The sequence below is a fragment of the Bradyrhizobium sp. SZCCHNS3002 genome, from assembly GCF_032377435.1.
Taxonomy (GTDB): domain Bacteria; phylum Pseudomonadota; class Alphaproteobacteria; order Rhizobiales; family Xanthobacteraceae; genus Bradyrhizobium.
Genome location: NZ_JAUHHY010000008.1, coordinates 124,562 through 148,912, shown reverse-complemented (window position 1 = coordinate 148,912; position 24,351 = coordinate 124,562). Strand labels below are relative to the sequence as shown.

Annotated in this window: 22 protein-coding genes; all 22 read right to left on the bottom strand. The window is 66.4% G+C overall.

Features of this window, described 5'->3' with window-relative positions:
- Positions 1–42: 42 nt before the first annotated feature.
- Complete coding sequence (locus tag QW845_RS18350; protein WP_315802964.1) at positions 43–669, bottom strand: NAD(P)H-dependent oxidoreductase; 627 nt, start codon at positions 667–669, stop codon at positions 43–45.
- A 3-nt stretch (positions 670–672) separates the two neighbouring features.
- Complete coding sequence (locus QW845_RS18345; RefSeq protein WP_315802963.1) at positions 673–2,247, bottom strand: isochorismatase family protein; 1,575 nt, start codon at positions 2,245–2,247, stop codon at positions 673–675.
- Positions 2,248–2,265: 18 nt separating this feature from the next.
- The gene (locus tag QW845_RS18340; protein WP_315802962.1) at positions 2,266–3,114 is read right to left on the bottom strand and encodes an MBL fold metallo-hydrolase; all 849 of its coding nucleotides are present in this window, start codon (positions 3,112–3,114) and stop codon (positions 2,266–2,268) included.
- 39 nt (positions 3,115–3,153) lie between these two features.
- On the bottom strand, positions 3,154–4,041 hold the full coding sequence (locus QW845_RS18335; RefSeq protein ID WP_315802961.1) for an amidohydrolase family protein: 888 nt from the start codon (positions 4,039–4,041) through the stop codon (positions 3,154–3,156).
- Positions 4,038–5,156 (bottom strand): VWA domain-containing protein, encoded by a 1,119-nt coding sequence (locus tag QW845_RS18330; RefSeq protein ID WP_315802960.1) that lies wholly within the window; start codon positions 5,154–5,156, stop codon positions 4,038–4,040. The genes QW845_RS18335 and QW845_RS18330 overlap by 4 nt, the downstream gene beginning before the upstream one ends.
- The gene (locus QW845_RS18325) at positions 5,153–6,034 is read right to left on the bottom strand and encodes a MoxR family ATPase (RefSeq protein WP_315802959.1); all 882 of its coding nucleotides are present in this window, start codon (positions 6,032–6,034) and stop codon (positions 5,153–5,155) included. Before QW845_RS18325 ends, QW845_RS18330 begins: the two co-directional genes overlap by 4 nt.
- A gap of 6 nt (positions 6,035–6,040) precedes the next feature.
- Positions 6,041–7,063, bottom strand: coding sequence for a xanthine dehydrogenase family protein molybdopterin-binding subunit (locus QW845_RS18320; protein WP_315802958.1), 1,023 nt, complete (start codon positions 7,061–7,063; stop codon positions 6,041–6,043).
- 1 nt (position 7,064) lies between these two features.
- Positions 7,065–8,639, bottom strand: coding sequence for a xanthine dehydrogenase family protein molybdopterin-binding subunit (locus tag QW845_RS18315; RefSeq protein WP_315802957.1), 1,575 nt, complete (start codon positions 8,637–8,639; stop codon positions 7,065–7,067).
- Between the two features lie 12 nt (positions 8,640–8,651).
- Complete coding sequence (locus QW845_RS18310; protein WP_315802956.1) at positions 8,652–9,131, bottom strand: (2Fe-2S)-binding protein; 480 nt, start codon at positions 9,129–9,131, stop codon at positions 8,652–8,654.
- A 3-nt stretch (positions 9,132–9,134) separates the two neighbouring features.
- Positions 9,135–9,956 (bottom strand): FAD binding domain-containing protein, encoded by an 822-nt coding sequence (locus tag QW845_RS18305; RefSeq protein ID WP_315802955.1) that lies wholly within the window; start codon positions 9,954–9,956, stop codon positions 9,135–9,137.
- Positions 9,957–9,971: 15 nt separating this feature from the next.
- Entirely contained in the window at positions 9,972–10,415 is a 444-nt protein-coding gene (locus QW845_RS18300; protein WP_315802954.1) for an SRPBCC family protein, read from the bottom strand.
- Between the two features lie 4 nt (positions 10,416–10,419).
- Complete coding sequence (locus tag QW845_RS18295; RefSeq protein WP_315802953.1) at positions 10,420–10,857, bottom strand: SRPBCC family protein; 438 nt, start codon at positions 10,855–10,857, stop codon at positions 10,420–10,422.
- A gap of 6 nt (positions 10,858–10,863) precedes the next feature.
- Entirely contained in the window at positions 10,864–13,761 is a 2,898-nt protein-coding gene (locus QW845_RS18290) for a flotillin family protein (RefSeq protein ID WP_315802952.1), read from the bottom strand.
- Between the two features lie 74 nt (positions 13,762–13,835).
- A complete protein-coding gene (locus QW845_RS18285) occupies positions 13,836–14,681 on the bottom strand; it encodes a phosphoenolpyruvate hydrolase family protein (RefSeq protein ID WP_315802951.1) in 846 nt (281 codons plus the stop codon).
- Between the two features lie 5 nt (positions 14,682–14,686).
- Positions 14,687–16,906, bottom strand: coding sequence for an ABC transporter permease (locus QW845_RS18280; RefSeq protein WP_315802950.1), 2,220 nt, complete (start codon positions 16,904–16,906; stop codon positions 14,687–14,689).
- Positions 16,899–17,681, bottom strand: coding sequence for an ABC transporter ATP-binding protein (locus tag QW845_RS18275; RefSeq protein ID WP_315717437.1), 783 nt, complete (start codon positions 17,679–17,681; stop codon positions 16,899–16,901). Before QW845_RS18275 ends, QW845_RS18280 begins: the two co-directional genes overlap by 8 nt.
- The gene (locus QW845_RS18270) at positions 17,674–18,762 is read right to left on the bottom strand and encodes a branched-chain amino acid ABC transporter permease (protein WP_409997935.1); all 1,089 of its coding nucleotides are present in this window, start codon (positions 18,760–18,762) and stop codon (positions 17,674–17,676) included. The genes QW845_RS18275 and QW845_RS18270 overlap by 8 nt, the downstream gene beginning before the upstream one ends.
- Position 18,763: 1 nt before the next feature.
- The gene (locus QW845_RS18265; RefSeq protein WP_315802949.1) at positions 18,764–19,774 is read right to left on the bottom strand and encodes a branched-chain amino acid ABC transporter permease; all 1,011 of its coding nucleotides are present in this window, start codon (positions 19,772–19,774) and stop codon (positions 18,764–18,766) included.
- A gap of 199 nt (positions 19,775–19,973) precedes the next feature.
- The gene (locus QW845_RS18260; protein WP_315802948.1) at positions 19,974–20,798 is read right to left on the bottom strand and encodes an AraC family transcriptional regulator; all 825 of its coding nucleotides are present in this window, start codon (positions 20,796–20,798) and stop codon (positions 19,974–19,976) included.
- A 119-nt stretch (positions 20,799–20,917) separates the two neighbouring features.
- Positions 20,918–22,168, bottom strand: coding sequence for an ABC transporter substrate-binding protein (locus QW845_RS18255; protein ID WP_315802947.1), 1,251 nt, complete (start codon positions 22,166–22,168; stop codon positions 20,918–20,920).
- A 317-nt stretch (positions 22,169–22,485) separates the two neighbouring features.
- A complete protein-coding gene (locus tag QW845_RS18250) occupies positions 22,486–22,839 on the bottom strand; it encodes a hypothetical protein (protein WP_315803163.1) in 354 nt (117 codons plus the stop codon).
- Between the two features lie 182 nt (positions 22,840–23,021).
- On the bottom strand, positions 23,022–24,347 hold the full coding sequence (locus QW845_RS18245; protein ID WP_315802946.1) for a lysine N(6)-hydroxylase/L-ornithine N(5)-oxygenase family protein: 1,326 nt from the start codon (positions 24,345–24,347) through the stop codon (positions 23,022–23,024).
- Positions 24,348–24,351 lie beyond the last annotated feature (4 nt).

Below are 24,351 nucleotides of genomic sequence, written 5' to 3'. Positions count from 1 at the left end.
GTCTCGTCTGCCGTCGGATCGCAATCGGGAACGTCGCATCAGCTAGAATCGTGCGGCCATCTCGGCGAGCCGCCTGTGCGCCCGCTCACGTGCGGCGGCGGTGTGCGTGGCCGGTCCGCTGGTCGGCCCGATCGCCACGAAGTGGAGGTCGCGAAGACCCATGAAGCGCAGCGCCTCGCGCAAATAGGGCGTCGCGAGGTCGGTCCGCCCCCGGCTGATGCCGGTGGTGAAGTCGCCGCCGCTGGCGAGGATCACCAGCGTCGGACGATCCTTCAGGAGCGGCAGGTAGCCACGCGACGGATCGAAGTGAAAGGTGAGGCCCGGCTGATTGATGATGTCGAGCCAGTGCTTGAGTTTGTAGGGAATGCCGAAATTCCACATCGGCGTCGAGATCACGACGCGCTCGGCCAGATCGAGCCGCACCGCCATGCGTTCGGCCGCCGCGAACGCCCCGCGCTGGCCGTCGGTGAAGGCGCGGCCGCCCATGCGGGCATACTTCGCCTGCAAAATCTCACCGTCGAACTCCGGCAGATTCTCGCGCCACAGATTCATCTCGTCGACGTCCCATCCCGGCCGCGCCTGCCTGAAGCGGTCCAGGAAGGCGCGCGCGCCGGCGCTGGATTCCGAATCCGCCCGCGGCGAGGCGACGAGATGCAACAGCTTTGGCATGCCTCACCCAAGTGCCCTGATCACCGCGTCGGCCGTGGTCACGACAGCAACATTCTGCATGGCGAAGTTGATCGACGCATTGTGCCAGTCCGCGTTCATGGTCGAGCAGCAATCCTCCGGCACCACCATGAAGTAGCCCTTGTCCGCCCCGGTCCGCGCGGTGTGCTCGACCGACATGTTGGTCCAGGCGCCGGTGTTGATGATGACGTCGCGCCCGGTGGCCTTGAGAATGGTCTCGAGCCGCGTGCCCTCCCAGGCGCTCATCCGCATCTTCTCGACGACGAAGTCCCCGCTCCGCGGCTCCAGCCCCGCGACCGGCGCGGCCCCCCAGCTGCCGCGCACCATCGCCCTGCTGTCGACCAAACCCTCGAACAACGGCGCGTTCAGGGTCACGCCGGGGGCGCCGGGCTCGACCACGAACCAGACGTGAATGATGACGACGCCGCGCGCGCGGGCGGCCTCAGCGAGCCGCCGGACATTGTCGATAACACGCTGCTGCCTGGCGTGCCCCGGCGCTCCGGACTCGGCAAAGGCGCCGCCGTCCATGATGACGTCGTTCTGCAGGTCCTGGATGATCATGGCGCAGCGGCGCGGGTCGAGCTGCATGTCGCCAGCAGCGAGCTGCGGGGCCGAAGACGCGGTGGCCGGCGCGGCGTTGCTGCCAGTCCGCCCGCTCATATACGTCTCGTGGCGCGGACCGATCTTGGTTGCGATCGCGTAGACCGAATGCGTCGCGGTCAGATAGAGCGTGCGGAAATCAGCCCCGCCCCAGGCGAGGTTGGCGACGAGCTCCGGCACGCGGACCTTGCCGAGCAGCTCGCCGCCGGGCGCGTAGACCCAGACGCCGCCGGGAGCGGTGACCCAGACATTGCCGCGCTGATCGCATTTCATACCGTCGGGCACGCCGGGCTCGAGCTCGGAACGGATGCCGCTTGCAAAGATGCGTCCGTTCGACAGCGCACCATCGCCGCCGACGTCGAACACGCGGATCACCGCCTGCACCGTGTCGTTGACGTAAAGCAGTTTCTCGTCCGGCGAAAAGCACAGCCCGTTGGGCTGGTCGAACAGATGGCGGTCAACGAGCAGCCACGGTGGCCCGCCGCCCGGCGCCACCCGGTACACGCCCTGGAAGCCGAGCTGGCGCGGCCGTTCCACGCCATAGACCGGCATGCGGCCATACCACGGATCGGAGAAGTAGATCGCCCCGCTCGAGTGGACGCACACGTCGTTGGGGCTGTTGAGTTCCTGGTTCTCGAAATGCGACGCCAGGATCTCGCGGCGGCCGTCGGGACGCTCGCGCACCAGCGACGACGTCGCGTGTTCGCAGACGATCAGGTTGAGCTCGGCATCATAGGTCATGCCGTTGCACTTGTTCGAGGGCCGCCGCATCTCGACCACGCCGTGCTTCGCATCCCAGCGGCGGCGGACATCAGCCGGCATGTCGGAGAACAGCAGGAACTGCTCGACGGGATGCCAGATCGGCCCCTCCGTGAACTCGAAGCCGGTCGCCACCTGCGCCACCGGCGCGTAGGGGTCGACCAGGGTCTCGAACTCAGGGCGCAAGGTCACGTGTGTCATCGTTGTGCCTCGTGCGGATCACGCCGGGAACCAGTGCCGCTGCGGCAGCGACTGCACGATCGGACCCGGCACCTGGTCATGCAGCCGCCCCGTTACGACGCCGCCTTCGATCTTGGCGGGACGATCATGCACCGGCAGCAGATAGCGCGAGCTCGACAACAGCTTCTTGATCGCCGCCTTCTCGGCACGCTTGGTGGTGCCGTGATTGCCGGTGGTGCGCGGCTCGCCATCCTGGATCTCGTTGAACGGCGTCACGATCTGGTCGTTGAAATCGTAGATGACGTCGCCGCAGATGGTGGCGATGCCGTCGGCGGTGTGGACGTGGATGTTCATCGAGCCCTCGGTATGGGCGTTCGCAGCATCGCAATAGACGCCCGGCATCAGCTCGACCGGGCCGGTGAGCTCGAGGTCGAGGAAGCGCAGCGCGCTCTTGGTGTGCAGCCGGTCGATGAGATGCTTGATGTCCGGCGCCGGATATTGCGGATGCATCAGGCCGGAGACGGAGTATTCGAGCTCGCGGCGGTTGAGCACGACCGTCGTGTTCATCGGGAACAGGTCGTCCTTGCCGGCGTGATCGATGTGCAGATGGGTGTGGCAGACATAGCGGACGTCGCCCATGCGGACGCCGTGGCGCGCCAATTGGTTCTCGATCATGTTCTCATGGTACTGCAGCCCGCGCATGCCCAGCGTCTCCATGATCTGGTTGGAGCGGTAGCCGGTATCGACCACGACCGGATACGGGCCGCCCAGGATCAGGAAGCCGAGCGTCAGCACCCGGCGGGTGCGGCCGCAATCACGACCGAGCACGAGGAAGCTCGATTCGAGCTCGATGTCACCATAGTCGAGAATCTTGATTTCCAGCGCCATGAGCGGTCCCTGTTGCTTTTGTTGTCGTTGCAGGCGGTATCATCCCAGCCGATAGACGCGCTGCGCCGTCCCTCCCATGACCTGCGCGCGTGCATGCTCGTCGAGGTCTTGGATGGCAGCCTCATAGGCTCCCACCAGTGCGCGATAGTCGGTCCAGAGCTTCTCGATCGGAAAATTCGAACCGAACAGGCAGCGCTCGGGCCCGAACATTCCGATCGTCTCCCGCACCACCTCGACAACATGCGCCGGATCGTTGCGGCGAATGAAGGTGCCGAGGCCCGAGAGCTTGCTGACGACGTTGCTGCAGTTCGCCAGCCGCTGCATTCCGGCTCGCCATTGATCGCGACCATGTGCGGACAGGTCCTCCGGCATGCCGGCGTGCTGAAGGATGAAAGTCACGGACGGACAGCTCTCGGCAAGCGCCGCGGCGCCAGCCATCTGCGGCGCGAAAACCTGCAGGTCGAAGGACCAGCCGTAGTCGGCGAGCCGGGCGATGTTGGAGCGGATATGGTTATCGCTGCAAAGGTCTGGTGACGAAGCGAAACGATAGAGCGGGTTCTCATGCCAGTGGAGCTGCATCCGGACCCCGCGCAGCAGCGGGTAGCGCGCCAACCGGTCGAACTGCGGCCGCGCATCGTCGACGCTCAGATCGGCATAGGCGACGATCGCATGCGGAAAGCCATGCTGCTCAGAAGTTCGCTGCACCCAGGCGGCCTCGTCCTCGAAGCCGTCCTTCGCCCAGTTGGTCTGCACATAGACCGACTTCCTGACGCCGCTGCCGGCGATGTCGTTGAGATATTCCCCGATCGCGTAGTCGCGCCGGATCGGCTCGTAGGGGCCAAAAATCCGCGGCTGCATCGGCCCGACCAGCCAGGGCAGATCGGCCTGCCGCCAGATGTGATGATGTGCATCGACGTATCCGGTCATGCCGCCCTCCTCTGTGCCAGCGACAGCACATGCGCGACGATGGCCTCGTCCGACCCGCCGGCTGCGATGTCGTCGACGAATGGCGCAATCGCCTGCAACGCCTCGGTTTGAGGCTTGAATCCGGGCCCCGTCGCGAGCGGCGTCAGCCAGCTCAGGCGCCAGGCGCGCAGCGACAGCTTCCACACGGCGTCACGGAGCACGTGATGGTCACCACGCTCGAGCCCATCCGAGATGACCAGCACGGCGGCGCCCCGCGCGTAGGTCGAGAACCGCGGCACCGCGAGGAAGGCCTGCAGCGCCTCGCCGATACGCGTGCCGCCGTCCCAGTCGCTGACGAGATGAGAGGCAGCGAGCAGCGCCTGCTCGCGCCGCTTGAGCCGCAAGGGCCGCGTCACACGTGTCAGCCGTGTCCCAAGCGTGAACACCTCGGCCTGGGGTACGGCCTGCACCAGCACGTGGGCGAGCCGCATGTTGTCCTCGGTCCGCGCCTTCATCGAGCCGGAGACATCGATCAGCAGCAGCAATCGTCGCAATCGAGGCCGTCGCTTCAGCCGCCGCAGCGACAGCACCTCACCGTCGCGCCTTACGCTCTCACGCAGGGTCCGTCGCAGGTCGACGAAACTGCCGCGCCGCGCGCGCATGCGCCGATGGCCGCGCCGCTTCGGCAGCTTGGCACGCGCCTGGCGCGCGAGACGCTGCAGGACGTTGCCGCCTGTGGTCGCAGCCAAGCGGCGCGCGACCAGCGCCTCGGCACGCGTGGCCGCCAGACCGGACTCGTTCTGCTCCTCGGCGATATCGGGATCGACAGCGCCGCTCCCTTCCTCCTGGAGACGCACGACATCATCCTGCCTGTCGCTCTCGCCGAAGGCCGTCGCCTCGGCAACGCCGAAATGGATGTCGAACAGCAGATTGTAGGTCGCAAGCCGCTCGGGCGGCGGCGCTAGGGTCGCCGTCCCGGCCCGCCGGATATCGTCGAGGCTGGTCGGCCCCAGCAGTTCGATCGCAGCGAGAAAGGCGGTGGTCTGCTCGGGTGCGATCGCGAAGCCGTTCCGCCGCAGCAGCGCAGCGAACGTCACGAAGATCTCAGTCACCTGCGGCAGGCGGGGCTCGCTCATGTCATCGCCTCCGCGAGCATCGCATCGAGCCGCGGCGCGATGAAGGACAGATCCTCCTCATCCTTCAGCGCGACGCCAATCGCGCGCTTGAACGCATCGGGCCAGCGTGCGCCGGTCTGGTTGAGCAGCGTCGCCGCCTCCGCCCAATCAACCGCCTCGGCAATCCCGGGCGCCTTGCTCAGCGGCTCGCGCCGCAGCTTCGCCACTGCAGCCACCACGGCCCGCGCGGTCGCTTCGGCAACACTGGAGGCCCGCATCATCACGATCCGCGCCTCGCGCTCCGCATCGGGATAGTCGATCCAATGATAGACACAGCGGCGGCGCAGCGCTTCGTGCAGGTCACGAGTCCGATTCGAGGTCAGCACCACGATCGGCCGCTCGGCGGCACGGATCGTGCCGCGCTCTGGAATCGAGATCTGGAAGTCGGAGAGGAATTCGAGCAGGAACGCCTCGAACTCCTGGTCGGCGCGATCGATCTCATCGATCAGCAGCACCGTCGAGTCGGGCGCACGCAGGCAGGCCAGCATCGGCCGCTCGATCAGGAACGTCTCACCATAGATGTCGATGCTCTCCTCGCCGGCCTGGCGGATCGCGAGCATCTGGCGCGGATAGTTCCACTCGTAGAGCGCCGCCGCGGCGTCGATGCCTTCGTAGCATTGCAGCCGGATCAGCTTGCGGCCGAGCACTGCAGCGATCGCCTTTGCCGCCTCGGTTTTTCCGACGCCGGGTGCGCCTTCCAAGAGCAGCGGCTTGCCCAGCGCGAGGGCGAGATAGGCCGCGGTCGAGAGCCCGTCATCGGCGAGATAGTAGGCCGCCCGCAGTGCCTTTTCCAGCGCCTGCGGCGAGTCGATGCCGACGATGTTGCTGCGGACCACCATGCTGCGTCACCGCCGCGTCTGTGGCCGGGCGCCACCCTGGGCCCTGATCGCGCGCAGCACCTTCTCCGGCGTGATCGGCAGCTCGTCGATGCGCACGCCGACGGCGTTGAAGATCGCATTCGCGATGGCAGGGAGCACCGGATTGGCGCACATTTCGCCAGGGCCCTTGCCGCCGAACGGCCCGTCGGGCGCCGGCCGCTCCAGCACGGCGATGTCGTGCGGACAGATGTCGCCAGGTCCCGGCATCAGGTATTCGACGAAGTCGCGCGGTCCTTGCTTCGGGTCCGGGTAATACGGCTCCGTCGTCTCGTAGAGCGCGTGGCTCATGCCCATCCAGGCGCCGCCGACCAGCTGCTGCTCGACGAGGCGGGGATTGAGCGCGCGTCCCAGCTCATAGGCACTGTCCATCCTGACCACACCGACCTCGCCGGTCTCGTCATCGACCTCGACCTCGGCAACGAGACACGCATGCGCGTAGCAGGTCGCCGGGGACATTTCGCCGGTCTCAGGATCCACCTCCGACAGCGGCACCAGGAAGATGCCACGGCCGGAGATCGTCTTGCCCTGACGGAACTGCGCGGCGATGGCGACGTCCTTCACCGAGATCGAGCGATGCGGCGCGCCCTTGACGTGAATGTTGCCGCGGCCATCGGTCTCGAGATCGCTGGCGTTGACCTCGAGCTCCTCGGCCGCCGCCTCCATCATGACGCCGCGCGCCTCCTTGGCGGCAGCCATCACGGCATTGCCGACGCGATGCGTGCCGCGCGAGGCGAACGAGCCCATGCAATGCGGGCCGGTGTCGGAATCGGCGGTGTCGACATAGACGTCCTCGACCGGCACGCCGAGCGTCTCGGCGCAGATCTGCCGCGTCACCGACTTCATGCCCTGTCCGAGATCGATCGAAGACAGCGCCACGGTGAACTTGCCGCTGGGATTGGAGTGCACCAGCGCCTGGCTCGGATCGCCGCCGAGATTCATGCCGATGGGATAGTTGATCGCCGCCATGCCGCGGCCGCGGTGCCTGGTCATGTCAGCGCCTCCTCGTGCCGAATACCGACGAGAACCGCGTCGCGCCGTGTGCGGGAGCCGGTGCCGGGCTCTGTGGGGGTGGTGACGGCGGCTCAGGAGGTGGAGAAACCGGGAGCCCCCGGTCATAGCTCGTGCGCTGCTGCGCCGGCGCAGGCCGCGCGCTCACCGGCTCACGTGGCGTGGAGGGAACGGCCGCCCGCGCTCCGCCGCCATCCTTGCGCGAGGACATGCGCCGGAACTCCTCCCGGATCGGCCACTTGGCCTTCTCGGCCGCGACCTGGACGCATTCGATCAGCGCGGTGTTCTTGGCCTCGCGGCGATGCGCCTTCATGTCGCCGTCGCGATAGGCGTTGAGGATGCGGAACTCCATCGGATCCATGCCGATCAGATGCGCGAGCTTGTCCATCTGGCATTCGAGCGCGAAGTCCATGCCGGTGATGCCGAAGCCCCGCATCGCGGTGGCCGGCGTGCGGTTGGTGAAGATACAGTAGATGTCGCCATGGACGTTCGGGATCGTGTAGGGCCCCGGCAGGTGCGCGGCACATTTGACCACCGCGTAGCTCGACAGCCGCGTATAAGCGCCAGAGTCGAAATAGCCGCGGATCTGGCGCGCCACGATGCGGCCGTCGCGCATGACCCCGTCCTTGATGTAGATGCGCTCGGCGCCGCGGGGCGGCCCGAACTGCATCTCCTCCTCTCGCCCGAGCACGTAGCGCACCGGGCGCCCCGTCAACATCGCAGCGAGAATGGCGAGCGGCTCGGTCAGCGTGTCGACCTTGCCACCGAAGCCGCCACCGACCGTGCCGCCGATGAAGTGGAACGTGTTCGACGGCAGATCGAGGATCTTGGCGCAGGTGTCGAGCGAGAAGAACAGCGCCTGGGTCGAGGTATAGACCACGTAGCGGCCGTTGGTGTCGGGCGCGGCGATCGAGCCGTTGGTCTCGACCGGCGCATGCTCGATCGGAGACATCTGGTAGCGCTGTTCCAAGACATGATCGGCGCCGGAGAAGCCACGCTCGACGTCGCCGAAGCGCAGCTTCTGATGATCGTAGCGCTCGTGATAGGTGAATGTGTTCTTCGGATAGGTCTCGTTGACGACAGGCGCCCCCGGCTTCAGCGCCTCCTCGACGTCGAACACCGCGGGCAAGGTCTCATAGTCGACGCGTACCCTGGCCGCCGCCTCGGCTGCCGCGCGCGGCGTCTCGGCGACCACGGCGATGATCGGCTCGCCGCGGTACCGCACCTTGTCGACGGCGAGCGTCGGTTCGTCGTCCTTGCCGAAATTGATCAGGCTGAGCAGCGTGTTGAGATTGCGCGGCACGTCGGCGCCGCGGATGATCCGCCGCACGCCCTCGCTCCGCTCGGCCTCGCTGGTGTCGATGCGGCGCAGCCGCGCATGCGGCTGCGTGGATCTGACGACCTTCAGATGCAGCATGCCCTGCAGCTTGTGATCGTTGAAATAGGTCGATGTTCCCGTGACATGGCCCAGCATGTCCTGGCGCTGGGTGCCCTTGCCAACCTCGTTGAGATTGTCGTCGCGCTCGTCGGCGAAGATGTCCTTGCGCAATTCCAGCATGGCGATCCCTCCTCACGCGCTCGCGCGCAGCGACGCGGCCGCCGCCAACACCGCATTGATGATCGGCTCGTAGCCGGTGCAGCGGCAGACATTGCCGGAGATGGCCTCGACGACCTGCTCGCGGCTCGGCTGCGGGGTCTTGTCGAGCAGGGCCTTGGCCGCCATGATCATGCCCGGCGTGCAATAGCCGCATTGCGCGGCGAAGCCGTCGGCGAACGCCCGCTGCAGTGGATGCAGGTTCGGCCCGGCCTTGATGCCGTCGAGCGTTTCGACCGCACGGCCCTCGACGGACTCCGCCAGGGTCAGGCACGAGAGATGAGCATCGCCATCGATCAGCACCGTGCAGGCGCCGCATCCGCCCTGGCCGCAGCCGAATTTCGGCGTGACGTCACCGATCATCTCGCGCAGCACGACCAGGAGGTTGGTGCCACCTTCGACGAACAGCGCGACGTCGCGGCCGTTATGCCGGAATTGAAGGGGAGTTTTTGCCATGGCCTAGCTCTCCTGCCCCGACAGCAGCCGCCGCAGATGCACGCCCACGACTTCGCGGCGGTACCACGCGCTGGCCAGCGAATTGTCCGTGGGAGCTGTCCCCTCGCCCGCCGCCGCAGCCGCCGCGCTGATCGCGGTCGCATCGAACGGCCGGCCTTCGAGCGCGCGCTCGGCCGCCTTGGCGCGGATGGCGGTCGGGGCCATCGATCCCAGCGCGATCCGGGCCCCCGTCACGCGACCGCCGCCGAGGGGAACATGCGCGGCGATCGTGATCACAGATCCGCCCTTCGGCTTGATGCGGGCGATCTTGCGATACCGGAACGCGTCCACCGATGCCGGCCGAATGCAGGAGACCGCAACGACCAGCGCACCAGCCTGGCGATCGCGCGACTGCAGAAACTCTTCCAGCGGCATGTCCCTGACGCCGAAGCCGCCCTGCACCGAGACCATGCCGTCCAGCGCCAGCAGCGCGACGGTGAAATCGCCGAACGGCGCCGGCGCGAACAAATTGCCGCCGACGGTGCCCATGTTGCGGACCGCCGGCCCGCCGATCGAGCGCGCCGCCGGATGCAGGAGCGCAAGCTCGCGCTCGGCCAGCACGCGGGCAAAAGTGACCCCGGCACCGATGCGGATGCGCGCGCCGGCCGCATCGATGCTCTGCAGCGCGCGGTCGGTCGCGCGGACCACGGTCGCAATCGAGACGTCGCCTTCGTTCAGATCGCGCATCACCAGCGTGCCGCCGCCGAGATAGCGGGCTGCGCGATCGGACGACAGCGCCGACGCCGCGTCGCTCGCGGCCTGAAACGTCTTCACCGTGACCGGCATCGGTTCACCTCTTGCTCATGCCGCCTGCTTCAGATGCGATCGGATCGCCTCGAAGCCGGCCTGGTAGATGTCTTCCGCCACCATGCGCGTCAGAGCCTCGGCCTGCTCGGGCCGCGTCGTGAAGCGGCTCTCCCAGTGCCAGAAGGTGCGATCACCATCGGTGACCGGCAGCAGCCGGACATGGGCGACGTAGTTGAACAGCTGGATCGGCGTGTCGAGCAGGCAGTAGCTGAAGCTCTGTTCGAGATCGGACAGCGCCAGCAGTTGCTCGCGCAACTCCGACCCGTCCTTGAGCCGGAAGCGCCTGACGCAGCCGATCTTGTCGGACGTCTGCGAGCGCTCGATCGCCGAGGTCGCCACCGCCGGGTGCCAGCGATCATGACCGTTGAAGTCGCGCAGCACCTCCCACACCCGGTCAGTCGGCGCGTCGATGATGGTGCTCTTGACGACGTGCGGCACGGCGTCAGCCTCCGAACGCCCGCTTGAGCGCATCGAAGCCGCCCTGGAACACGCCGCCGCCGATCGAGCCGGCCAGGTCGGCCTCGCGCTCCGGGGCGCAGTCGAATTCGGCGGTCCATTCCAGGAAGGTCTTGTCGCCGTCGGTAACCGGCGTCAGGCGCAAGGTCGCGACGTAGTTCGACACGCCCATCGGCGATTCCAAAATCGAATAGGTGCAGAACATGTCGTAGTCGGACAGGCCGAGCAGCTTCTCGCGGATGCGGTCGCCATTGCGCAGCCTGAAATCCCTGACACAGCCGATCTTGTCGGCGGGCTCGCCGCCCTCGATGCGGCTCTCGGCAATCGCCGGATGCCAGTTCGGCAGGCCGTTGAAATCGCGCACCCGCGCCCACACCCGGTCGTTGCGGGCATTGACGACGGTGGAGACGTAGACTCTCGCCATGGTGCCTCACCCCTTCTTGCGCGGACCGCGGTCGGCTGGCGGCTCGGATGGGCTGGCATCATTTGCTCCACCTCCGCCGCCTGCATCCTTGCGCGCGGACGTCTCTTTCCGGATGCCCTGCATGTCCCTGGCTTCGCGGATCAGGCCGGGCATCTTGGCGAGGCTGCCGCCCTCGACTCCGATGTCGGAGAGGATGGAGTCGATCAGCGGCGCCTGCACGCGGTAGCGCAGCGCGGAGTCGATCACCTCGTCGGTCGCGCTGCGGCCGCCATTGCCGTTGCCGCCATTGCCGTTCAAGCCGTCGACCTGCAGGATGCGGATGCCCTCGATCTTCTCCATCGGCTTGACGCTCTCGCGCACGATGCCCTCGATGCGGTCGAGCAGCTTGCGCCGGAACAGCGAGTAGCGCGCCTGATCGGTCAGGACGTTCTCGGCCTCGTTGAGCAGCTTCTGCGCTTCGGCTTCGACCGCGGCACGAACCCGCTCGGCCTCGGCCGCGATCCGCGTCTCTTCGGCCTGCTTCTCGGCGAGCAGCACCTCGACGGTCTTACGGCGGCGGGCGATCTCGCTCTCGCGCGCGGTGACCACTTTCTCTGCCGCTTCCGTTGCGCGCGTGCGCGCCTCCTCGGCCGCGACCTTGGCCGCGGATTCCTCCAGCGACTTCTGATACAGCGCGATCGCCTTCTCCATCAGCGCAGTCTCGACGTCCTTCTCGCGATTGACTTCGAGCTTGCGCAGCTCGCGCTCGCGGCCGATGCGGGCCTCGTCGAGACCGCGATCGGAGGCGATGCGGGCGCGTTCGACCTCCTCACGGGCCGCGATCTCGGCCTCCTGCAGCGACTGGACGCGCGCGACCTCGAGCTGCTCGATCGCCCGGCGACGCTCCAGCCGGACAGCCTCCAGCGCCTGCTCGCGCGAGACATCGGCGGTCTCGACCTGCTTGCGCGCAACGATCTCGGCTTCCTTGACCTGGCGATCCGCATCGATGCGCTCGGCGCGCTTGGCAGCGAGCTCGATCACGCGGGTTTCGTCGGCGAGCTCGATCGCCTTCTTCTGGTCGATGTTGAGCACCTCGCGCGTCCGCGACGAGGCGATGCGCTCGGCCTCCAGCGCCAGCTCGACCTCGATGCGACGCCGCTCGACCGCCTCCCGACGCTTCAGATCGGCGGCCTCGACGGCCTCCGTGCGCTCGATCTCCAGGCTGCGCGTCTCCTTCTCCGACTGGATCCGCTTGGCTGTTACAGCCAGCTCCTGGGCGATGCGGGCCGCTTCGATCGCCTCGCGCGAGGCGATGTCCGCCTCCTCGATGGTCCGGATGCGCGCGATCTCCAGCGCACGCACCCGCTCCTCCTGCGCGATGCGGCTGGCTTCCGTCGCCTCGCGCGCGGCGATGCCGGCGATCTCGACGCCCTGGTTGCGCTCGATCTCCAGCTTGCGCGTGGCGTGCTCGGCAGCGATCCGTTCCGCCGACAATGCCTGCTCGCGCGCGATCCGGGCGGCCTCGACCGCCTTCTGCGCTTCGATCTCGGCCTCCTGGATGTTGCGCACCTGGGCAATCTCGGTGGCGCGGGTGCGCTCGTCGGAGCTGATGCGCTCCAGATTGACGATCATGGTCTGCGCGATGCGCGCCTTCTCGGTCGCCTCGCGCGCGGCGATCTCCGCCTGCTCGACCGCGCGGGTGCGTTCGATCTCGCGGCGGCGTGTCTCCTCGTCATTGGCGATGCGCGCATCGGAGACGACGCGATCCTGCTGGATCCGCGCCTTCTCGACCGCCTCGCGCGCCGCGATCTCTGCTTCCTCGATGGTGCGGGTCCGCTCGATATCGCGTTGGCGCACCTCGCGCTCGGATTCGATCCGCGCGGCATCGATGGCCCGCTGATTGGCGATACGAGCCTTCTCGATATCCTCGCGCGCCAGCAGCTCCCTCTCTTCGACGGCACGCGTCCGCTCGATCTCGCGCTGCCGCGTGTCGCGCTCGGCCGCGATTCGGGCCTCGGCAATCGTCAGCTCGTTCGCGATCCGCGCCTTCTCGATCGCCTCGCGCGCCATGATCTGTGCCTGCTCGGCCTCGGTCTCGCGCAGCGCCCGCTCGCGCGCCACTTCCGTCCGCTGCAGGGCGCGGCGCATCTCGATGTCGCGCTCCTGCTCCAGCCGCGCCGTCTCGCTCTCGCGCTCGATATCGAGCGCCTCGCGCTCGGCTTCGAGGTTGCGGGTGCGAATCTTGATCATCGAGTCCTGCTCGATGTCGTTGCGCAGCTTGCGCTTGCTCTCGATGTCCTCCATCAGCCGCGTCAGACCCTCGGCATCGAACCGGTTCGAGGGGTTGAAGAATTCGAGGTCGGTCTGGTCGAGATCGGTGATCGCGACCGATTCCAGCTCCAGGCCATTCTGCGCCAGCGCCTCGGAGGCGGCCGCCTTCACGCGGGACACGTAGTCGCCGCGCTCCTCGTGCATCTGCTCCATCGTCATCTCGGCCGCGACCGCGCGCAGGGCGGAGATGAACTTGCCGGAGAGCAACGCGTGCAGTTTTTCCGGTTCGAGCGTGCGCCGGCCGAGCGTCGCGGCCGCAATCGACACCGCTTCCCTGGTCGGCTGCACACGCACGTAGAAGTCGGCTTCGACGTCGACCCGCATGCGGTCACGCGTGATCACGGCGTCCTGCTTCGCGCGCGTGATTCCCATCGGCAGCACGTTCATGTTGACCGGCGTATAGTCGTGAATGAACGGCATCACGAAGGCGCCGCCATTGATGACGACGCGCTCACCCATGAAACCGGTTCGGACGAAGGAGACCTCCTTCGACGAACGATGATACAGCCAGTTGACGATGTAGACTGCGACCACGATGACGATGATCGCGATGATCAGCCAAAGGATCAGCTCACCGATCAGAACCCCGGACATCTCATTCCTCCCTCAGTCTCCGTCCGGCGAGCGTGGCGCCAAGCGCCAGGGCTGCCGGATCTCGTGTTGTCACCTCAGACGCGGCGTGGCCGCGCGCTGATTGCCTTGAAATGTCGTACCTGCTCCGTCAGCGCGCGCTCCACCGGCAGCCGCTCCATTGAGGAGGCGCCGTAGAAGCCGTGGCAGTTCTTGGTGTGCTTCATGATGAAGTCGGCGTCGGACGGCTCCGCGATCGGGCCGCCATGGGCCAGAACCAGAATCTCCGGGTTGACGCTGAGCGCGGCCGAGGCCCAGCTGTCGATCAGGCCGGGGCAGTCTTCGAGCTTGGGCGCGGTCTGCGCGCCGATCGAGCCGCCGGTTGTCAGACCGAGATGGCAGACGATGATGTCCGCGCCCGCGATCGCCATGCCCGCGGCCTGGGCTTCATTGAAGACGTAAGGCGTCGTCAGCAGGTCCTTGTCGTGCGCGCGCCCGATCATGTCGATCTCCAGCGCGTAGGAAATGCCCGTCTCCTCGAGGTTGGCGCGGAAAGTGCCGTCGATCAGGCCGACGGTTGGGAAGTTCTGCACACCGGAGAAGCCGAGCGACTTCAGCTCGTCGAGGAACACATCCATGTCGCGGAACGGGTCGGTGCCGTTGACGCCCGCGAGCACCGGGGTCGACTTCACCACCGGCAGCACCTCGCTGGCCATCTCGACCACGATGGCATTGGCGTCGCCATAGGCCATCAGGCCGGCGAGCGAACCGCGGCCGGCCATGCGATAGCGGCCGGAATTGTAGATCACGATCAGGTCGATGCCGCCGGCCTCCTCGCATTTGGCAGACAGGCCGGTGCCGGCCCCGCCGCCGATGATCGGCACGCCACGGCGCACCATGTCGCGAAACTTCTTCAGCAGCGGTGCGCGCTCATATCTCGGCATCACCATCACCTCGCCTGTCTGCGCCGCGTCGGCAGCCGCCCGAGCATCGGCCTGACGGCACCGACGATCGCTGCTGCGAACTCATTGTCGTTGATGTGATGCGGCACGCGGATCAGGCGCCGGTTCGAGGTCTGCCGCACCGTCTGTTCGAGGCTGCGAAACAGCGCCTCGTCCGCCTCGCGATCGAAGAACGGCTGTCCCTGTGCATCAAGGGCCGACACGCCCTTCTCGGGCAGGAAGAACCGGACCGGCCCGTCCATGCGGTTGAGCCGCTCGCCGATCCAGCGCCCCATCTGCGCGTTCTCCGCCGCCGTCGTCCGCATCAGCGTGACCTGCGGGTTGTGGACGTGAAACTTGCGGCCGCGATAGCGCTCCGGAATGGTCTCGGGCGCGCCGAAATTGACCATGTCGAGCGCGCCGACCGAGCCGACATAGGGCACGCGGGTGCGGATGACCGCGCCGAAGCGATCCTCGGTTGCCGGAAACACGCCGCCCATCAGCAGGTCGCAGACCTCAGTCGTGGTGAGATCGATGACGCCGGCGAGCATGCCGGAATCGACCAGCTTCTCCATCGAGCGGCCGCCGACGCCGGTGGCGTGGAAGACGAGGCACTCGTAGTCGTCGCGCAGCTCGGCGGTGAGCTTCTGCACCGCCGGCGTGGTTACGCCGAACATGGTGATGCCGATCGCGGGACGTTGCGGTCGGGTGCGATCAGCGACAGCGGACCGTTGCTCGCGCGCCATCACCATGCCGGCAAGCGCATGCGCGCCATTGCTCAGCACCATCAGCGAAATCGAATTGAGTCCTTGGACGTCGGTGACCGAGTACATCATCGCGATGTCGGCCGGCCCGACATAGGCGCCGACGTCTCCCGAGGCGACCGAGGAGATGATCAGCTTGGGCACGCCGACGGGGAGCTCGCGCATGCCAGGTGCGACCAGCGACGTACCACCGGAGCCGCCCGCCGAGATGATGCCTGCGACATTGTCCTGCCGGCGCAGCCAGCGCGCGAACGCGTCGGCCATGGCCGTGACGGATGCACCGCGATCGGTGCCGAACACGGCGGAGCCGCCGCGCGGATGATTGAGCGCGACCTCCTGGGCCGAGACGTCGCAGCTCGTATGGCGTCCGCTGGTGGAGACGTCGACCAGCCGGGTGCGCAGCCCGTGGCTCGCGACGAGATCGCGAATGAAGCGCAGTTCGTCACCCTTGGTGTCGAGCGTGCCGGCGACGATCACCGCGGGCGGACCTGACGCGATCGGCACGGCGCGCTCACGGCCCTGGCGCGCGGCCTCGTCAAGCCGGCTGACGCTGGTGGAGAGCGTGCGCGCCTTGGCCTCGATCTGCGCGATCGGCACCGGCTGCGACCAGCGCGTCGGCAGCACGGGATTGGAGACGTAAACCTTGACGGGCGCAGCTTTCGGCGTCGTTGGCGCCGCCGCACGTGCGGCGGGCGCGTCGCCGTCCTGCCCCGTGCCGAGATCCGTCTCGTCGCCGGCATGCTGGCCGACGCCGAGCAGGCGCTGCTGCAGCTCGCGGTCGGCGGCGAGCCGGGCCGAGTCGATGATGCGGTTGATGCGGCCATTGACCATGATCGCGACGCGGGCCGAGATTGCGGTTGCAACGCCGATGTTCTGCTCGATCACGAGCACCGCCATGTCGCCGTCCTGGCCGAGCCGGATCAGCATCTCCTCGACCTGGGCGACGATCACCGGCGCCAAGCCCTCCGTCGGCTCATCCATGATCAGCAGCTGCGGATTGGTCAGCAGCGCGCGCGAAATCGCCAGCATCTGCTGCTCGCCGCCGGACAACTGCCCGCCGCCATTGTTGCGGCGCTCGGCGAGCCGCGGAAACGTCTCGTAGACGCGCTCGACAGTCCAGGCGCCGCGGCGCTGGCCGGCCGCGAGCCGCAGATGGTCGTCGACGCTGAGCGAGCGCCACAGACGCCGCCCCTGCGGCACGTAGCCTACGCCGAGCCGCGCGATGCGCGCGGGATTGAGGCCCGTGATATCCTCTCCCCGCAGCCGCACCGTCCCTCCGGACGGCCGCAGCAGGCCCATGATGGCCTTGCACAGCGTCGTCTTGCCCATGCCGTTGCGGCCGACCAGCGAGAACACTCCGCTGTCGAGCCGGAGGTCGACGCCCTGCAGCGCATGCGAATGGCCGTAGTAGACGTCGAGGCCGCGGACCTCGAGCGCAGGCGCGGAGCGGCGGATATCATTCATGGCCGCCTCCGAGATAGAGCTCCTGCACCTCCGGATCGGATTCGATCTCCTGCGGTGCGCCCTCCTTGAAGATGCGGCCGTTGTGCATCATCGTCACGCTCTCGACGACGCGCAGCGCCACGTCCATGTCGTGCTCGATGATGATGTAACCGATGTGCGGCGGCAGCGACGTCAGGATCTCGACCAGCTCGCGCCGCTCGGTCGGCGACAGACCCGCCGCCGGCTCGTCGAACAGGATGAATCGGGGCGCGCCGGCCAGCGCCAGCGCGATCTCGAGCTGCCGCTGCTGGCCATGGGCGAGCTCCGAAACCAGTTGATCACGCACGGACGTCAGATGCACGGCCTCGATCAGGCGCTCGGCCGCCTGCATCAGGGCGTCATTGGCGCTGGGACGCAGCATCGAGAAGCGCGCGCGCGAGACGCCACGGCATGCCAGATAGACATTGTCGCGTACCGACAGACCGAGGAACAGTGCCGAGATCTGGTAGGTGCGGCGCAGCCCGCGGCGGATCCGCTCGTAGGGCGGAAAGGCGGTGATGTCCTCGCCGAAGAAGCGGATCGTGCCTGACGTCGGCAGGAAGTCGCCGGTCACGCAGTTGAACAAGGTGGTCTTGCCGGCGCCGTTCGAGCCGAGCACCGCGCGCCGCTCGCCAGGCCGCACCGTGATCGTGATGTCGGTCAGCGCGGCGAGCGCGCCGAACATCCGCGTCACGCCACGCAATTCGAGGGCTGCGGTCGAGCCGAGCGCTGAGAGCCGGTCCGCGACCCTATCCATGGCCGTGACCTCCCGGACGGGGCCGCTCCTCCGTGCGCTGGCCGCGTTTGCGCCACCGCTCATAGAGACCGATGACGCCGTCGGAGGACCAGAACACGATGGCGAGGAAGCCGAGCCCGATCAGCAGCCGGAACCGGTTGCCGTCGAGCCCGACCTTGACCAGGAAGTCGAGCGCGAAAGTGCGCAGGATGACGAAGATGAAGGCGCCGATATAGGGCCCAACCGGCCGGGTGATGCCGCCGACGACGGCGACGATGAGAATGTCGATGCAGCGCTCGACCGCGACCGATCCGGGCGAGATCTGCCGATAGTTCCAGACCTGCAGCACGCCACCCATGCCGGCGATCAGGGCCGCGAACGCATAGGCGGCGATGCGATGCGCATTGACGTTGAAGCCGAGCGCGGCCATGCGCCTGGGATTGTCGCGCACGCCCTGCAGCGCCAGGCCGAACGGCGCGCGCGACAGATAGAGCACAGCGAAATAGCACAGCGCGGCCACCGCCAGCGTCAGGTAATAGAACGCGATATCGGTGCGCCAATCGACGCCGAGAACATGCGGCGTGGCGATCGTGTTGATGCCGGTGTGGCCGTTGAAGATCGCCCAGTTCTGGTTGGTGAAATAATAGAACGCCGCGCCGATCGCGAGCGTGATCATGATGGTGTAGATGCCCTCGGTGCGCACCGCCAGCGCACCACCCAGCGTGCCGAACAGCACCGCGAGCACCAGCGCCACCGGCGTCGCCAACCACCACGGCCAGCCGAGGCTGATATTGGCGTTGCCGCTGACGCCGAAAACGGCAACCATGTAGCCGGCAAAGCCCGCGATCGTCAGCTGCATCAGACTGACCATGCCGCCATAGCCGGCGAGGAACATCAGGCTCAGCGCGATGGTGCCGAGGATCAGGGTCGTGCCGAAGATCTCGATCAGGAAGAAGCCGTTGGCGATCAGCGGCATGATCAGCAGCAGCGCGGCGACCGCCCAGGCCCAGGGCTGCTCGGTGGCCGACCACGCGACCGGCTGCCGTGCGGCGCCGCCTGCCAGCATGCTCTCCCGCGCACGTGCCTCCTGGATCAGCGACATCTCATCGCCTCGCCAGCAGGCCCTGGGGCCGCAGCGCGAGCACCAGCACCATGATCAGGAAGGTCACGACGATCGCATAGGTTGGGATGTAGACCGAGCCGAGCTGCTCGGCGAGCCCAATGATCAGCGCGCCGAGCGCGGCTCCCGGGATCGATCCCATACCGCCGACGATGACGACGACCAGCGAGGCCAGCAGAAAGCGCGTGTCCTCGCCGGGTGAGATGGACTGGAAGGTTCCGCCGACCACGCCGGCAATGCCGGCCAGCCCCGCGCCCAGTGCGAACACCAGCACGAAGACGAGCTGGATCTGCACGCCGGTTGCCGCTAGTATCTCGCGATCATCCACGCCGGCCCGCACGATCATGCCGACGCGGGTGCGGTTGAGCGCGAGCCACATCGCAATGCCGATCACGACCGAGCCGCAGAAGATCACCAGCCGCACCAGCGGATATTGCAGGAACACCGCCTCGCCCGACGATTTCATCGCCGTCATCAGCGGCAGCTGCACCGGCCCGATCAGCCAGGCCGGCGTCTGGATCTGATAGAAGTCGCCGCCGAACGCCCACAGCATCAGATCGGCGAACACAATCGAGAGGCCGATCGTCACCATGGTCTGGCGCAGGTCCTGCCCCTCCATGCGGCGGAAGACGAGCAGTTGCAGGAGAACACCGATGGCCGCCACGACGATGAAGGCGGCGACGAAGGCGAGGATCCACGACCCCGTCGCGGCGGACACGCCGTAGCCCACATAGCCGCCAAGCAGATAGAGCGAGCCGTGCGCAAGATTGACGTTGCGCATCAGGCCGAAGATCAACGTGAATCCGCTCGCGACAAGGAAATACAGTCCGCCCAGCGTGATGCCGTTGAAAACCGCACTCAGGAACACCTTCTTGCGGCCGATCGCCTCCTCGAGCCCCGGCGGCCACACGGCGAAGATCAGCCACGCCAGCAGCGCCAAGGCGAGGAGAATGATGAGGGACCAGATCGGGTGACGCTCGATGAAGCGGCTCATCACCCCTCCCTCAGGATACGAGGGACGGATCCGTCGTCACAGCGGAAAGGCGCATTCAGCCGAAGATCGCCGGGTCTGCCGGCCATCGCTCGTCCTCCCTCGTCGGATCCTTCTGCGGATCACGTTGCCCAGAGTGTAGCGGCAGACGAGAGTGCGCACTTGATCGACAGTCTCTTTTCGCGCGACGCGCAGCAGCAGGTCAGGCGCGCAGCACTTTTGCAGCGCGGCGATAGTCGGTCGGCGCCATGCCGACATTGCCGGCGAAGAACCGCGTGAAGCCGCTCTGCGAGGTGAATCCGAGATCGAAGCCGATATCGGCGATCGGCGCTTCCGTTGCCACGACGGCATCGAGCGCTCGCTCCATCAGCAGCGTATTCAGATAGAGATTGGGCGTCACACCGGTCTGGCTGCGGAACAGCCGATAGAAATGAGGCCGTGACAGTCCCGATTCGCGGGCGATGTGATCGAGCTCGATCTCGGCGCACGGACTGTCCGACATCAGCTTGATGCACTTGCGAACACGAAAGTCCGTCACTTCCGCGCATGGCCGTTCGGGCATCTGCTCCGAGACGCGCCAGCTTTCCTCGTAGCAACTGTCGATGAGCTGCCTCAGCTCGCCGTCGAGACAGCCGAGCGATGGCGCGCCACATACCAACGCTGCGGTGCGGCGAATACAGCGATCGAGCGCGGCAGTCCGCCGGAAGCAGGTACGGCCAAACCGCAGGCCCTGCTCGCGCGCAGCCGAGGGCGTGAACCACTCCGCATTGACGTAGAGCACAAAAAAGATGGCGCCGTTGTCGATGTCGTTCGGCAGGAAATTGTGCGGTTCCCACGGATTGACCGCGACGATCCAGTCCTCACCGATCTGATAGTGCTGGTCGCAGACGTCGATGTCGGCCGGCGTCCCACCAACGTGAAAGATCAGATGTCCCTCGCGATGGGCATGCACATTGAATGGCCGATTGAGCTGATAAACCGTCGCACGGCCGAAGCGAGCATGAAAGACGGCGAGCGCCCTACTCATCACTTCCTCACCGAAATGGCTTTTATTATTCGTCAGCGTCGATCATTGCATGTCAGAAAGCAAGGGACGCGACGACGCGGCCCGAGCCCGCTCGAGCCGCGTCGCTCCCTGTCGAAAGGTCAGTACTTCTTACATTCAGGCACGGTGCGGCTCGGCAGGCCGATCTTGGCGAAGGTCGCGGCGTCGTATCCCAGCGTCTGGTTGACGTCGGGGATCACCTTCACGACCTTGCTGAACAGCGCGCCCTTGCCGTCGTCGACCACCTCGGTGACGAAGTTGGTGCCGATGGCCTGGCGGTTGGCGTCGAGCTTGATCTTGCCGTTGGGGGCATCGATCTCGATCTTCGCCAGCGCCGCCTTGAGCTTGGCCTGGTTGTTCGACAGATCGCCATTGACCTCGCGCAGCGCCAGGATCAACGCCATGGTCGAGCCATAATAGTTGGTCGCCAGCAGCGACGGACTCGGGAAGCGCTTCTCCGGCGGGAACGAGTCCTGATAGGCCTTCACGAACTTCTGCCAGCGCGGATCCTCCCAGGTATCGGCCTGACCCGATGCAGCAATCGTACCGATCAGGGCGTTTTTGGCATTTCCCTTGGACGACAGGATGGTCTGGTCGATCATGATCGAGCCGCCCATCAGGTGCGCCTTGCCGCCGGCCTGTTGATACTGGTTGAGGAAGTTGACGGCATCGGCGCCGCCGAGGCCGAGATAGATCGCATCGACATCATCGGGCAGCGCCGCGATCACCGACGCGAAATCCTTGGTGCCGAGCGGGACCCATTGCCGGCTGGTGATCTTGCCGCCCAGGCCGCAGAACTCCAGCGCCAGGCCGAACACCTGGGTGTAGATGAAGGAATAGTCCTCGCCGACGGTCGCGATCTTGCGGTAGCCCTTGGTCTCATAGGCGTATTTGCCGAGGCCGACCTGCCATTGGGCGCCATCCATGTTGAAGCGGAAGAAGTTCGGCGCAGGATCGACATAGGTGGTCTCCTGCGCACCGGACGCGGCGTTGACGAAGGTCAGCTCGGGGTGCGTCTTTGCGAAGTTCTTGACGGCGATGCCCTCGTCGCCCGACAGCGGCGACAGCAGGATCTGCACCTTGTCCTGCTCGATCAGCTTGCGCACGGCACGGACGGCCGAGTCCGGCGTGGCGTCGGTCGACGCGACGACGAATTCCAGCTCCTTGTCGCCGACCTTCTTACCCAACACGTTCAGCGCGGTGACATGTCCGCGCATTCCGTCCTCGCCGAGCACGGTATAGGTGCCCTCCAGCGTCGCGGTGACGCCGACCTTGATCTTCTCCTGCGCGAACGCTGTGCTGGACAGCAAAAGCGCCGTGAACACGGCGATACCTACACTTCGCATGTGCATCGAACTCCTCCCTTGTCGCCCATTGCTGGGGCACACGAGCGTGTGCCGGCCACTGTTTTCTTGGCCATGTTGGCAGTGGACCTTCCCGTCGCCTCGCGCCATCTCTGACGAGCGACGGTGAGCCCCCATCGACCGCGGAGGCTAGCGGATGAGCCGAGCCCCCGCGCAACCCGCCCGGCCTCGACCTTGACGACGAGTCTCATTTTCCATGATGCGACGCGATAACGCCCGCGGTGCATTCCGTGTGCATCGCGGTCCCGTTAGTGCCTCGATGGGAGCCTCCGGTGGGCTCGCCGCTCAGGCAGAGCCCGAGCCGTTCAGCCGCCTCGGCCTGGCTCCCTGGGGAGCGTCCTGCCGTTCAATCGTCGCGTTCGTACCGCCACCCGGGAGCGCCGGACACGCCGCTTCCGAAACTCCAATCCGCACATGACGATATCGATGCTTTCATTCGGACGCCGCAAACGGCGCCCATGGAACGCGAGCCATTTCTCGACCTGCCGCACGACCACGCGGCCGAGGTCCAGCCGCCGCACCAACTCGTCGCGCGTATGCAGCGAGGCGATGTCGACGATGTAGTCGAGCCGTTCCGACATGGTCCGCCCGACGAGCCGCGCGTATTCACTCGACACCAGCAAGGTTACGGCCCGCTCAGGCAGATGCGGCTCACCCATTTCCATTCCTGCACTCCACCGCACCCGCCGGCCGACCCGAGATGTCGGCAATCCAGCAATTGCAGGCACGGCGCCCCCCGATGACAATTCGACCGCGACACGCCAGGGACGGCCCGATCGTTTCGTCTCATTTCATGACGCCGCGCGCGGCGCGCTCCTCGCGGCTTGCATTCGGCCGTCCATCACGAATACACGCGCTCAGCCTGGTCGTGAGACGGCGCCGCGTCCTGTTCTGTTGCCGACACCAGCGACTGCGTGATCTCCTGTGCCCGCATCGGCAGCACCGACAAGAGTGTGTCGCTGAGGCCGTGCGAGGTTTCGGCGCAGCCCTGCACATAGACCTGCGGACGAAACGCCGGGCTCGTCTGCAGACGATAGTCGCGGTCGAGCGACGCCGATTCGATGTAGCGGCTGATCGGATCGAGACACGCCGGAATCGGAGATCGCTCGTAGCCGGTGGCGAGCACGACAGCATCGTACGCGGCCCGGCGGCGGACCTCTTCGTCCTTGTTGACGATCTCGAGCACCATCCCCTCAGGGGAAGCATAGGCTGCGACGATCTCGCTGCGCGGATGGAGAGCCAGTTTCCGAGCGCCCGCAACCCGCTGCTGGTACGTCATCCGGTAGAGCTGATCGAGCAGGTCGGGGTCGACCACCGCATAATTGGTATTGCGGAAGCTGCGGACGATCGTCTCGCGCTGCCGATCGGACCGCGAATGAAAATAATCGGTGTAGTCCGGATTGAAGATCTCGTTCACGAACGGGCTGCTGTCCGCCGGCTTGAGCGCGTGCCCACGGAAGACCAGATCGATCCGGGCGTCCGGAAGCCGCTCGCTCAGATCGAGCGTGACCTCAGCCGCACTTTGTCCACCGCCGATGACCGCCACCCGCGGCGACCGGCCATCCGATCCTGCCGCAAGCGATGAACTCAGATAGCCGCTGGTGTGCACGACCCGCGGATCCCTCGCGATCGGTTGAAATATGGAAGGGATGTGCGGCACGCCGCCGACGGCCGCCACGAGGTGACGCGTGACGCGTGATCGCTCTTTTCCGTCAGCCATGCGCGTGAGCACACGAAGCGCGGTGACGGATTGACCGCTATGCACGGGCTCGACAGACTCGACCGTTTCTCCGTAGGCAACCGTGGTGCTGAACTGGCCGGCGACCCATCGGAGATAGTCGTTGAACTCGATCCGACTGGGATAGAACGTCTTGCAGTTCGTGAAGTCGAGCAGCCGGCCGGATTTATGCAGGTAGTTGACGAAGGTGAACGGACTGGTCGGATCGCGCAGCGATACCAGGTCCTTGAGGAAGGAGATCTGCATGTTGCTGCCGGGCAGCAGCATTCCGCCATGCCATTTGAAGTCCCGCTGCTTTTCCAGGAACAAGGACCGGCATTTCAGACGCTGCTGTCTGAAGCAATCGTCGAGCGCGATCGCCAATGCGAGGTTCGATGGCCCGAAGCCGACGCCGACGACATCATAGTCAGGGGCAGGATGATACGACATGGTG